Below are 12,710 nucleotides of genomic sequence, written 5' to 3'. Positions count from 1 at the left end.
TAATTATTATCTATCTTAGTAGCTAATACAGTGATCATCTTCATTATTATAAAAACGTTTAATTCTTTTAATTTTAGAGTTTCCGTTGTACCTTTTTATTATCTCAAATCAATTCTATGTATCTAGAACTAACATTAACACGAACGCTTATTTTGTTAGCTCTTTTTCCTGAACACCGAGTAATCAGAAGTTGTATTTTTGTTTTCCTTTGATTCTGTTGGAGTTTCGGACATTTTTTTCTTACTATTTCTAGTTCTTTTAGTATTCTTCTTACTTTCTAATGCCTGTTTATCTTCCTCATTTTGTTCAGATTTCACTCTTAGTAACTCTTTTTGCTCAGAATAGACGGATATGATTGAACCGCCAGCTTGAATCCAGCTGCCGCTATACTTTAGTAGTAATGCTAGCTCTTCGTATTCCTTAACTAATGGATTTGTTTCAGTTTCTTCTTCATATTGTTGAAGTACATCAAAAATTACGCCATCTGCTAAATCACTGGGTACTTCCGGTTGACTTGAAATCGGTTCATCCGGTACTTCAATCGGTTCGTAATCTGGTATTCTACCAAAAAGCATTTCTATTTCACTTAAAATTTCTTCATTTGTTTTTACTATTGTTTTCTGATTATTATCATCTGATAGATCACTAGCTTCTGATAATCTACCCTGATATTCTTGAACTTCATCAAATATAATTCCGTCGGAAAGTTCACTACCCTCGGGCTGGTGAGCACTTCCTGGATAATCATGAAGTACGTCAAATATGACTCCATCTGATAAATCGCTAGGTTCTTCTACTTGCCCAGTTTCTTCTAAATAGTCTTTTAAATCCTCAATTTCTAACTCTACTAATCCACCCAATACTTGTAATGTATTTCCGATTGCTTGTAAAAAGTTTCCCATGAAACCAGACACATCAAAATCTTCTTCACTTACTTCTTCTAGAGCTGCTATTAAGCCACCAAATGCTTGTTGTGCATTCCCTGTTATATTTAATTTTATCGCTCGATCTGGATTTTTTTCTTCTTCTTCTTTTTCTTCCTCTGCTTCTGCGGCTAATAAACTAAATAATACGGTGACATTACCTGAAGCTTGGATAATTTCCCCTGCATCTTCTAATGCACTTGATTCACCTAAGTATGCTTCAATGATATTTCCGATCGCTTGAAATGAATTTCCACCAAAATCTAGATGAAAACTTATATCTTCCCATCTTTTTCGGTTTTCTCCTTTTAATCCTCTCATGGGTGTACTACTTATTGCTGAACTGATTGTTCCAATCGCATTTACCCATGAACCAATAACCTCCATCACTTGGCTCATTATAGAAACACCAATCCTTGATTAGTCATTTAGGATTAGTATATTCATCTAAGGCGTTTAAACGTTCCAAATAGGTAAATATAATTAAGCCCGAAATGCATCTACCCAACTTTCTTCTTAAATATTTCAATTTTTGTTTTTTCTCCTACAATAAAAATTAAGTCGCCAGTTTGAAAAACAACGTCTCCGATTTGGGATACCATTGGCTCGCCATCACGGATGATTAGTACAACTGTTATACCGTACTTCACGGAAAAGTTCATTTCCCTTAATGTTTTACCGACTAATTTTTCTGGGATGACCGTTTCTACACCTGCAACATTTTTTGTAATTTCGATGTACTCAATGATTCCGCTCATCGCTTCCATTCGTGCTGCTTTATGTCCTGCTTCCTCTTCCGGATAAATGACTAAGTCGGCACCTATACTTTCTAAAATCCCTCCTACTTCACGATTATTTGCTTTACAAATAATTCTTTTTACCTTCCTCTCTTTCAATCTTCTCGTGATTAAAATAGAGGCTAAGGAATCCGTTCCAATCGCAACAAATACTGCATCAAATTGACTTACACTTAAATCTTCTAGAATGGACTCCTCACGCAAGTCGCCGATTACTGCATATTCTGTATACTCCTCTAATTGATCTAATGTCTTTTTTTCTTTATCACATACCACAACTTCATGACCTAATCGATCTAATTCTTTTACAATCCCTCGACCAAATCGACCAGCACCAATTACTAAGTATTGCTTTGGCATTTAAACTCTCCTCCTTACCCAACTGCTAAATCTTTTTCAACATATCTTAACTTTTGGTTATCTACTCGAAGTACGAAATAAATTAGCGTGAAAATTCCAATTCTACCAATAAACATAAGTAGAATTAATATTATTTTCGATATGCTATGTATATTTGTTGTAATCCCTAATGATAGTCCGGTATTCGTAATTGCTGAAATTACTTCTAGTAAAATCAAATCTAATTGAAACGGTTCAAAAATAGAAATTATGATTGTTGCAACTGTGATCAAAATGATAAAACTCATCGCTATAACAAATGCACGGTCAACTACTTCTTTCTTTACACTTGTTCTAAATATAATCGTATCATCTCGTGACTTAATGACCGCAAACATTTTTGCTGCTAACACCGAAACTGTTGTTAAGCGTATCCCTCCAGCTGCACTCGAGGAAGCTCCACCGATATACATAAGCACTAAAAGAATCAATATTGCAGGTAATGTCAATTCTGCAATATCAAGAGGTGCATACCCTCCATTACGACTTGTAACCGATAAAAACATTGAGTTTGTTAGTTGATCTAAAAAATTTAAATGTTTAAAAGCATGCCCTCTTTCTAAAAGCCAAAAAATAATCGTTCCTAGAATCATAAACGAAAAATGTAGTCGCATATTGATTCTCGTAAATAAAGATTTTTTCTTATTATATTTATAGACGTATTCCATTATAGTTGGATAGCCTAATCCACCTATAAAAATTAGTGCCGCTGTTACAATTAAGACTAGATTATTTTTTTGAAATGAGATTAAACTATTGCCAAATAAATCAAAGCCCGTGTTTGTAAAGCTTGCAATTGAATGAAATGCTGTAACTAATAATGTTTCAAATACGGTGTCATATTTATCCCTAAATTGACTATAAAAAAATAAACCACCTATAAATTGAAAAATTAATGATGTAAATAAAACCGACAAACTTAATCGTCTAATTGACTTTATACTACTTTGATTTTGATCTTTTGATACGACTAATAAATTTGAAATTGTAATCCGAATACCAAGGATCATAAATCCATAGCTAATAAATACAACAATTCCGATCGCACCAATTTCCATTTGAATCATTAATAATATTTTGCCCCACACATTAAATGTCTCAACTAAGTTTACTGTTGTTAACCCAGTCACGCTAATCGCACTAGTTGAAACAAATAAACTGTCAATATAGCTAATTGTAGAAATTCTCGTAAATGGCAGATAGTATAAAAATGAAAATAAAAATGTAATTAATATATAGGAAATGAATATGTAATGGAGAGGATTTTTTGGTTTCTTCTTTTTTTTCATAAGTAGCTCTTTTTCTCCTTTAAGTTACGGGATAAAAGTTCATGGAATTTTTTACTAATTGTTATTATCTATTCTACCTATTTTTAGTAAAAAAACAAAAAAACTTTCAAATCAATAGAAAGATTTGAAAGTCATCTTAACGTTTTTATGCTGATGAAGAATTATCCGATTTCACTTGTATCGATGAAACTTCTTTTTGTTGTTGATATAAATACAGGAATACACTTAAGATTACGATTGTGCCTCCGATTAACTGAAATGATGATAGCATTTCGTGAAGAAGGAATACTGCTAAAATAGAGGCACCAACTGGTTCTCCAAGTATACTCATTGAGATCGTTGTAGCATTTACGTAATTTAATAAATAGTTATTAATAATATGAGCTAATGATGGAATAATAGCTGATGCAATAAAGATGATCCAATCTTTTGATTGGTAATCAAAGAAATTATCCATTGTTACAATATTATAAATTGTTAAAAATGCCGCTGAAAATGCGAATACCCAAAAACTATACACCCAATGAGACGTATTTTTTACGGTAGTTTGTCCAACCATTAAATAGAGCACTGCGGCAATTACACTTAAAAACGAAAGAATATCACCTTTAAAAGCTGACATACTTAAACCAATATCACCGAATCCTATTAGACATACACCAATAATCGCGATGATCATACATATTTTAGATTGCATGGAAGTTCGTTCTTTAAAGACAAAGTAACCAAGAATCATTGCTACAAGTGGCTGAAGAGCTAATATAATGGTTGAGCTTGCCACTGAAGTAAACACTAATGAACCGTACCATAAAATAAAATGAATCGCTAACATTAATCCACCTAAAGCGAATGACCTATAATGAGATTTTTTTAAAGCTTTTAACTCATTTTTTCGCTTCAATACAAATGGTAGCATCCATATACATGTAAACCAGAGGCGATACATGCTTAAAACAGATGGAGAGGCATCCGTCCATTTAGCTAATATAGCTGAAGTTGAAATGGCAACAATGGACAATATTAATAATGACATCATTGCATTAGGTTGTTTTTTACTCATGTTTCACCTCATTATGACTTAATTTGTAAGCGTTTAACACTTTTTACTTTTCTAATTTTTTTATATAAAGTAACATCTAATTATATCATCCTAGGGAAAAGAAGAGGAGACATTTATGATTCAAACAAATGGTACAAGAGAAGAACATACATTATATAGTGAACACATTCAAAAAGAAGTTACATTTACAATATACTATTCAAGCCAGTACACTCCGTTAATAAAACATCACTTATTAATTACACAAGATGGTCAAGATTATTTTAATCTAGGAAAAGTACATAGAGTTATCGAAAAATTAACGAAAGAAGGATCGATCCAACCTACAATTGTAGTTGGAATTCCATATGCTTCACCAGAAGAACGTTTTAAGCTATATCATCCATCTCAACCTGGCCAAAAAAATTATATTCGCTTTTTAGCTGAAGAATTACTACCATATTTAGATGATCACTTACCACTGCTTGGTTTAGCACATAGTAGAACGTTAATAGGCGATTCATTAGGTGCCACGGTTTCACTACAAGCAGCATTTACATATCCAAATACATTTGGACAAATTATTATGCAGTCTCCGTTTGTTAATGATGATGTAATCGAGTTTTTAAAGAATTCAAAATTAAATTCGATTCTTTCAATTATTCAAACTGTTGGAAAACAAGAAGATAATGTTTTTACCCCAAGCAAGCAATGGGTTAATTTTGTCGAAGGTGGATTACAGTTAAAAGAATATTTAGCCAACTTCCCAGTGGAATTACATTATGCTGAATATGATGGAGACCATACTTGGACTAATTGGGAAAAGCAATTAGAAGAATTGTTAAAAATTAGTTTAGCGAAATAATTCGCGAAACTTATCGATTTTCAAAAAATTTGGTATAATTAAAATTGGTAGTTTTTAAAATCGTTAATTTTTTAAATTAAAATAAAAAGTATCGAAAACAGGAGGTAATTTTTATGAAATGTGGCGTTGTTATTTTTCCATCTAATTTCGTTCAAGAAAAGGCAAATGAGTATAGAAAACGTTTTGATCCAGCTTATACGTTAATTTCTCCTCATGTTACATTAAGAAGTGGATTTGAGATTAATGAAGATCAACTTCCAAATATTATTTCACAATTAAATGAAATTGCGACTCAAATTGAACCATTTGAATTGGAAATTAATAAAGTTAGTTCTTTTGCACCCGTTAATAATGTCATCTATTTAAAAGTTACACCTGTTGAAGCGTTAAAAGAGCTTCATGAAAAAATGTACACTGGTACGTTCCCTGAAACAAAAGAATATGCATTCGTACCGCATATTACAATTGGTCAGCAATTACAAGATGCTGAATTTGCAGATATTCTTGGTCAGTTACGCATGATTCAATTTAGTTATAATGAAGTAGTTGATAGCTTTAAATTAGTTTACCAATTAGAAAACGGTGCTTGGGAAGTATATGAAACATTTAAATTAGGAGCAAATAAATGACAATTCGTACGATCGTTGCAGCAACAGAAAAGGAAATACAAGATGCCCTAAAGGTTCGAGTTGAAGTTTTTGTAGAAGAACAACAAATTTCAAAAGAACTAGAATTCGATGGACTAGACGCTGAATGTGTTCACTTCGTATCTTATGATGAAGAACAACCGATTGCTGCTGGTCGACTAAGATTAATCGAATCGACAGGAAAAGTGCAACGAATCTGTGTTCTAGAAAACTATCGAGGAAAAAAAATTGGAAATGAAATCATGTACTTAATCCATAAAACTGGAAAGGAAAAAGGCTTGAGCCAATTAGTTCTTCACGCACAAGAATCTGCAATTCCTTTTTATGAAAAATTAGGTTACGCGATCACTTCCGAAATATTTTTTGAAGCTGGTATTCCACACGTTGAAATGAATCTAAAATTATAAGCTGGTAAAAGATCGGAGTTCTTATAGAGCTTCGATCTTTTTTTGGAAATAGCTGGAATAATGAACATTTATCGACATTAAAAGGATAGGAAAAATAAGAAAAATAGTGGAAGGAAGTCTATTAATTTCTTTTCTTTGAACCTCTTCCCTACCTTCCATTAAGCCTGTCTTTCTGTTAACATATATGAGTCTGCATTAAATTTAAGGGGGAAAATAATGAAAATTGCAAACTATCAAAATCAAACAATCTATTTACCAGAATTCCCTCGTTCAAGATATGAGGAAATATATCAAGCCAGTATTCGCGGTGAAGTGAAATGTGCTAGTTGTCAGCAAAATTTAAGCTTCACATTAACTATTTATGATATTCCTCATTTTTATCATATAAACAAAGAACAAAATCTAGCATGTAAAAACAAAACGATCGAATTAGAAGAAGCAATCATTGCTAGATTTGAAACAGCTGCTACAACTACTACTGAAAATTATCAAGATGGTACGATTAAATTACCTACTAATCGTTCAATCTCAAATACATCTACAATCGAAAAAACAGATGAAAATCAATTTATTAATCGACTACCCTTTTACCACATTCCTCCATATAAAAAAGTTGAGCAAAAAACGGATGACTATGTGATCAATCAAATTTCATTAGATGCACAACAATGGGATGCCGTTACACATACGGGTTCTCCATTACTTGTACTTGCCGGAGCAGGAAGTGGTAAGACCCGTGTAATTACAACTAGAGCAATGTACTTAATGAATAACGGTATACTTCCACACGAAATGATGCTAGTAACGTTTACATCAAAAGCATCAGCAGAAATGAAAGAACGCATGAAAAATCTTGGTTATTCTACGCAACAGATGGAAATTGGAACGTTTCATAGTATTTTTTATAAAATGCTTTTGCGCTTTGATCGTACAAAATGGGATTCTAGTCGATTAATTAAGTCAGATTTCCAAAAAGAAATCATGTTAAAGCAAATTGGGAGACGACTTGAAATTGATGAAAAATCATTTGCATATGACCAAGCTATTCAGCAAATCGGCTTATGGAAAAACTCCTGCGTTTATCCACATGAGATTAGGTCAAAAGATACTTGGGAAAATCAGGTCGCTTCACTCTATGAAGAATATGAATCATTAAAAAAGCAAAACGGACAATTTGATTTTGATGATATGTTACTTGGCTGCTTTGAAATGTTAAATGAAAATAATGAATTACTACTGCATTATCAGAATCGATTTAAATGTTTATTAGTCGATGAGTTTCAAGATATTAATAAGATTCAATTTAATATTCTAAAAGTTCTTTTTCAACATACAGAGAATATTACAGCAGTTGGAGACGATGACCAGTCAATCTATGCGTTTCGAGGAAGCGATCCTCGATTTATTTTAGACTTTAAGGAGCATTTTACAGGAGCTAAAATATATCACTTAAGTGAAAACTATCGTTCCACTCATGGTATTGTTTCTTTGGCTAACGAAGTTATTAAACCTAATAAAAATCGTTTTGTAAAATCAATGCATGCACAATATGACTACGATAAGGTACCTTCTTTCTTCTTTCCGTATGATGAAGAAGAGGAAGCTACGATGATTATTAATGATATGAAAGAAAAAATTAATAATGGTGCAAATCCAGGACAGTTTGCAATCTTATATCGTACTAATACTGCCTCAAGGGCTGTTTTTGAGCGTTTAATTGGCACAAGTTTGCCATTTACAATCGATCAAGACGGAGACTCATTTTATGATCGACCGATTATTCGAAAAATGATCTCTTTCTTATTGTTAATTGAAGATGAAGATCATCAGTCCGCTTTAAAAGAAATATTGCCTGTCTTTTTTCTAAAACAGCAAGCATTTCAAGATGCAAAAATGAACAGTGTATTGCAAAATCTAACATTCTTAGAAGCATTTACGACGATAAAAAGTGCTGCACCATTTCAAATTAAAAAAATTGAAAACCTAATTAAAATATTGCGTTATTTAAAAATCGCTTCACCATTAGAAGCGATTGAACGAATTGAAGAAAGCCCTGCATTTACAGACTATATAAAAAAGCGCGGAAATGAATCTAATAAAATAGAACGGCCTTCAGATGATTTAAGAGATTTAAAAGTCGTCAGCAAAAACTTTAAATCAATTCGAGAGTTTGTAGAACACGCATTTCATATTTCAGCTAAGTTTAAAGAATACAAGCAGAAAAAAAACCAATCATCACAAGGTAATATTTCGCTTTTAACGGCTCACCGCTCTAAAGGTTTAGAATATGATTATGTATATATATTAGGAGTAGTAGACGGTGGCTTTCCACATGATTATGCTCTAGAGTCGTTAAAGAACGGCAACCTAGATCAATTAGAAGAAGAACGTCGCCTTTTATATGTTGCTTGTACAAGAGCTAGAAAGCAATTATACTTATCGCTTCTTCAAAGAAGACGAGGAAAAAAAGCTAATCCTTCTCGACTGATTAAACGATTTATAAATAAAAAATAGCCATAACAAAAATAATAAAAAATTAAGGTGAGCAGACAATGCTCACCTTTTTGTATGGATTATCGTCTAGTCGTTCTACCACTACAGCCACAACCTGATTTTTTCACATAACCAGCTGGTGCTCCTTGATAATACGGGTTATAGTTTGCTTGATTCGTTTGTTGTTGTTGCATTTGTTGTTGTTGCATTTGATACTGTTGCTGCTGTTGAAGTTGTTGCCATTGAAAAGGTGTCATTTGTCCTTGATTATACATAACTTCCCTCCTAAATAAGTCTATTCAATTTAGTATATGAAAGGAAATTTCAATCGTTCTACCTAAATTACGAATTCAATCTACTAACAATTGTTTCTATTACACCTGCTGCTCCAGCAATCGCTAATAAAATAATGATGAACTCTCCCACATGAGGAAAGAACATATATAATAATAGTAAAAACGCAGTACTCCAAATTCCACTACACCAAGTACAACTTAATAGTTCACCAAAAAAATATCGTAGTCCACTACCCTTGATCTTTGTATACGTAACCGGCATTCCATTTTCCTCAATCGTTATCTCATCAATAAAAGGTCTTCTCAAAAAAGACGTTATTTTATCATGAACCACTAAACGGGTTAATCGAAAACTTGCCAGAATTAATATGAACAATAAAAACCAGCTAATATCCATTAGTGATGCAGGGACATGGGATAAGGATACTAGGGAGGCATAAAAACCACTCTGTTTCGCTTTTGCTTCCCTCCCCAGTATATTTTTTCTCTACCTATCCCTTCTACCCCGTCTCCTCCCTCTATTCATTTCTACGCTACTGTCCTTACCATCCTTTAATTTCTATATCATTCGCCCTGTTTTATCCCCCTCGCCCATTTATCTAAAAAAGCAACAATCTTCAGTAACCGTTTTTCGCCTGCTTAATATCATATTAATGTAATATCCATCATAAGTGATAAGGAGTGAAAAAGATGAGTTGCAAAGACAACCACGACAAAAAAAGAAACCACTGTGTAAGTGACGTTGTAAAATTCATAAATGATCTACAAGATTGCGCAACAAACACTTGCCCAACAGGTTGTGACGTTCCATTTTTAGGTGCTAACCCTAATGTACCACTTGCAAATACTCGCCCTTTCCTATTGTATTTAGCAAACGGTGAATTATTTAGAGTACCAGCATTTAATAATACTATGATGCCAATCATGGCTCAACAAGCTCAAGGCGGCGATCAAAACCAAAACCAAAACAAAAACGCACAAATCAACAATTGCCAAGATACAGTTGTATTCCGTGTTGAAAGCGTTGATGAAGATAGCTGTGCAGTATTAAGAGCATTAGTTCCAGTTAACAACAATAACAACAATAACAAAAACAACAATAACAACAATAGTTTCTGTGATTTAGTTGAAGCTGATATGTTTGTAGCATCAAATACTTGTGTAACTGTTGACTTAGATTGCTTCTGTGCAATCCAATGCTTACGTGACGTACACGTTTCAAATCTGTAAGTTTAATGTAAACTAAAAAACTATGGGTGGTAGATCATGGATCTACCACCTTTTTAATAGGTCTAAATTCCAACCATTTGGATACTTAAGATGCTTGCAATATCCAGTTCAATATCGTTAATTTTTGATGAAACTTTAATTGAAACCTTCCCTTCGTTGTAACCCATAATATAACCAATAAATAAATCTTTTTCTGTTCTAATTCGGCATTCCACTTTTGGAATATAATGAGGCTTATTGATCATAAACAAAACCTTCTCTTCATTTGTCATCGCTTTGAATGGTTTTTTCATCCAAGCATTATCTACTTCAGATTGTTTTTCCGGCTCAACTTCTTCTTCTTCTTCTTCTTCTTCTTCTTCTATAACAACTTCTTCTTCTAATTCCTCCACTTCTTCATATTTAGATTCTACATAATTTTCTTCCTTTGTTTTTTGATCCTGTTTATTTACTTTCACTACATAAGAGTGTTGTACATTTAACTTTGCTTCTTCAAAATCAGGCTGTGCAATATATAATAATGGCTTTACTCCCTCTTTAGACTCTTTACCTGCCATTGTTGTTCCTCCCTCGTAAGTGTGCCCCCATAAATTATATGAACGGACAATATGTATCATGTTAACTTTTTCTCAATTAATTAACCTAGAAAAGTACCTAAAATAGAAATAAATGCCTATCAACACTTGACCAATTTTGTACATAATCTTATAAATTGGACAAATATCCTAGTACAAACAATTGACAGGGCACATATAAATACATTGTAACCGCACAGAAAAAACAAGGAGCGATGAAAAAGTGAATAAAGAGTTATTCTCAGTATTCGTAGGTAAAGGAGTTAGAATTGGTCGAGGAGGTCATGAATCTAAAGAAGGTTTATTACTTGGTGCATTTGGAACACATATTGCTCTTTTTACAGAGACAGATGGTGTAATTTATTTCCCTTACACTCATGTAAAAAGTTTAACTTCATTTGCAAAAGGTAAATTATCTTATGATGAAATGTTCAATACGATTGAATTATTACCTAACGAGAATTTTGTAGATTTATTAAATTCTCAATGCAGACAATGGGTAAAAATTAATCGTGGTGGCCACGACAAAATCGAAGGTATTCTTCTTGATGCAAATCATGAGTATGTAGAAATTTCTTTAAACGATGAACTAGTATATATTGCTACTTATCATATTAAAAGTGTAAGTTTCGGAGAAAAATTTGAAGTTTACGAAAGAAGTAATACGACAAGCCAAACATTAAGAAGAAGAAAATAATGTTTAGAAAGGTCGTTTTATTCAAATAAAACGACCCTTTTTTTTTAAACAATTACCTCGATGCCATTCTAATTATGTTTAAAAATAATAATGTAATTTGAAACTATACTTAATTTTGAGTGGTAATCAATAGATCATTGGAAGTATGTTTAATTAACTAATTCAACTATAAATTTTCAACCCAAATAATCTTTTTTCATTCATAATAGACAGGCACTAACAATCTTGCCATTCTTTTAATGAAATGATTGATTTTATTTAGACAAACTATCGTTCTAAGATATGCCCAATTAATCTAAAATGAAAATCCTTTTTCAGAAATGAACATGTCTGAATAGTAATGATTTATCTTTTTAAGAAAGGAGAAAATCATGGCAAGTTTCAAAAATTTTCTCAACAAACAAGTTACAATTGAAATATCTGGTAACAGTAATGTTGATGGAATCTTAATTGAAGTTGGAAATGATTTATTAGTTGTTTTCAATGGTGAAAATTTTCTTTATATGCCACTACTGCATATTCATAATCTAAGTGAAAGTTTAATCGAAGAATCCTACGGAGTTGTTCCTTCCTTACAGGAATTAGAACACGAAAAAGATGAGCTATCTTTACGTAAAGTATTAACTGCTGCTAAAGGAATTTTTGTTGAAATTAGTCTTTCAAACAATCATTCTTTTCATGGCTTTATTACAACAATCATGAATAATTACTTCGTTTTTTATTCCCCAATCTATAAAGTCATGTATATATCATTACAGCATTTAAAATGGTTAACCCCCTATCTCACTGATAAAACCCCTTATATGTTAAGTAATAACCTTTTACCTGTAAATCCTTCTAATATCCCTTTAGCACGCACTCTAGACGTTCAATTAAATAAATTGATTGGTGAATTAGTCGTTATGAACAGTGGAGAGCATTACGAATATATAGGTAAGTTGAGCTCGATTGACTCAAATTTCATAGAGTTAACGACATCAAGAGGAGAAAGCAAATTAGTAGGTCTTCGTCACTTAAAATCAATTTTTATTCCGTAAAAATCAAACGAGTGTT

Annotated in this window: 14 protein-coding genes; 7 read left to right on the top strand and 7 right to left on the bottom strand. The window is 32.4% G+C overall.

Going from position 1 to position 12,710, the window contains the following annotated elements; all coding sequences use genetic code 11:
- Positions 1–155 precede the first annotated feature (155 nt).
- The 4 genes from CN601_RS23760 to CN601_RS23745 form a co-directional block, all read right to left on the bottom strand.
- Positions 156–1,322 (bottom strand): DUF6944 family repetitive protein, encoded by a 1,167-nt coding sequence (locus CN601_RS23760; protein WP_098172521.1) that lies wholly within the window; start codon positions 1,320–1,322, stop codon positions 156–158.
- A gap of 101 nt (positions 1,323–1,423) precedes the next feature.
- Positions 1,424–2,080: a potassium channel family protein gene (locus tag CN601_RS23755; protein ID WP_098172520.1), complete on the bottom strand. Its 657-nt coding sequence runs from the start codon at positions 2,078–2,080 to the stop codon at positions 1,424–1,426.
- Positions 2,081–2,094: 14 nt separating this feature from the next.
- Positions 2,095–3,408 (bottom strand): TrkH family potassium uptake protein, encoded by a 1,314-nt coding sequence (locus CN601_RS23750; protein WP_098172519.1) that lies wholly within the window; start codon positions 3,406–3,408, stop codon positions 2,095–2,097.
- Between the two features lie 145 nt (positions 3,409–3,553).
- Complete coding sequence (locus CN601_RS23745; protein ID WP_098172518.1) at positions 3,554–4,468, bottom strand: DMT family transporter; 915 nt, start codon at positions 4,466–4,468, stop codon at positions 3,554–3,556.
- A gap of 115 nt (positions 4,469–4,583) precedes the next feature.
- Between CN601_RS23745 and CN601_RS23740 the strand changes: the two genes are divergently transcribed.
- The 4 genes from CN601_RS23740 to CN601_RS23725 all read left to right on the top strand — a co-directional run bounded on the left by CN601_RS23740 (position 4,584) and on the right by CN601_RS23725 (position 8,880).
- The gene (locus tag CN601_RS23740) at positions 4,584–5,312 is read left to right on the top strand and encodes an alpha/beta hydrolase (RefSeq protein ID WP_098172517.1); all 729 of its coding nucleotides are present in this window, start codon (positions 4,584–4,586) and stop codon (positions 5,310–5,312) included.
- 113 nt (positions 5,313–5,425) lie between these two features.
- Positions 5,426–5,941 (top strand): YjcG family protein, encoded by a 516-nt coding sequence (locus tag CN601_RS23735; RefSeq protein WP_098117258.1) that lies wholly within the window; start codon positions 5,426–5,428, stop codon positions 5,939–5,941.
- Positions 5,938–6,366 carry a GNAT family N-acetyltransferase gene (locus CN601_RS23730; RefSeq protein ID WP_098172516.1) on the top strand — a complete coding sequence of 143 codons (429 nt, stop codon included), beginning with the start codon at positions 5,938–5,940 and terminating at the stop codon, positions 6,364–6,366. The genes CN601_RS23735 and CN601_RS23730 overlap by 4 nt, the downstream gene beginning before the upstream one ends.
- 216 nt (positions 6,367–6,582) lie before the next feature.
- Positions 6,583–8,880: an ATP-dependent helicase gene (locus CN601_RS23725; RefSeq protein WP_098172515.1), complete on the top strand. Its 2,298-nt coding sequence runs from the start codon at positions 6,583–6,585 to the stop codon at positions 8,878–8,880.
- 59 nt (positions 8,881–8,939) lie between these two features.
- Here the strand turns inward: CN601_RS23725 and CN601_RS23720 are convergent, their stop codons facing one another.
- Positions 8,940–9,134: a hypothetical protein gene (locus tag CN601_RS23720; protein ID WP_098172514.1), complete on the bottom strand. Its 195-nt coding sequence runs from the start codon at positions 9,132–9,134 to the stop codon at positions 8,940–8,942.
- 67 nt (positions 9,135–9,201) lie between these two features.
- Positions 9,202–9,552 (bottom strand): DUF1360 domain-containing protein, encoded by a 351-nt coding sequence (locus tag CN601_RS23715; protein WP_098172513.1) that lies wholly within the window; start codon positions 9,550–9,552, stop codon positions 9,202–9,204.
- 293 nt (positions 9,553–9,845) lie between these two features.
- Between CN601_RS23715 and CN601_RS23710 the strand changes: the two genes are divergently transcribed.
- On the top strand, positions 9,846–10,385 hold the full coding sequence (locus CN601_RS23710) for a CotY/CotZ family spore coat protein (protein WP_098172512.1): 540 nt from the start codon (positions 9,846–9,848) through the stop codon (positions 10,383–10,385).
- Between the two features lie 62 nt (positions 10,386–10,447).
- On the opposite strand, the gene CN601_RS23705 is transcribed toward CN601_RS23710, so the two are convergent.
- Entirely contained in the window at positions 10,448–10,942 is a 495-nt protein-coding gene (locus tag CN601_RS23705) for a CotO family spore coat protein (RefSeq protein ID WP_179865673.1), read from the bottom strand.
- A 241-nt stretch (positions 10,943–11,183) separates the two neighbouring features.
- On the opposite strand from CN601_RS23705, the gene CN601_RS23700 reads away from it, so the two are divergent.
- The gene (locus CN601_RS23700) at positions 11,184–11,657 is read left to right on the top strand and encodes a hypothetical protein (RefSeq protein WP_098172510.1); all 474 of its coding nucleotides are present in this window, start codon (positions 11,184–11,186) and stop codon (positions 11,655–11,657) included.
- 371 nt (positions 11,658–12,028) lie between these two features.
- Complete coding sequence (locus tag CN601_RS23695) at positions 12,029–12,694, top strand: DUF2642 domain-containing protein (protein WP_098172509.1); 666 nt, start codon at positions 12,029–12,031, stop codon at positions 12,692–12,694.
- Positions 12,695–12,710 lie beyond the last annotated feature (16 nt).

This window comes from Bacillus sp. AFS017336 (assembly GCF_002555445.1).
Taxonomy (GTDB): Bacteria; Bacillota; Bacilli; order Bacillales; family Bacillaceae_G; genus Gottfriedia.
The sequence above is the reverse complement of the archived record's forward strand: the minus strand, read 5'-3'. Positions and strand labels throughout refer to the sequence as shown.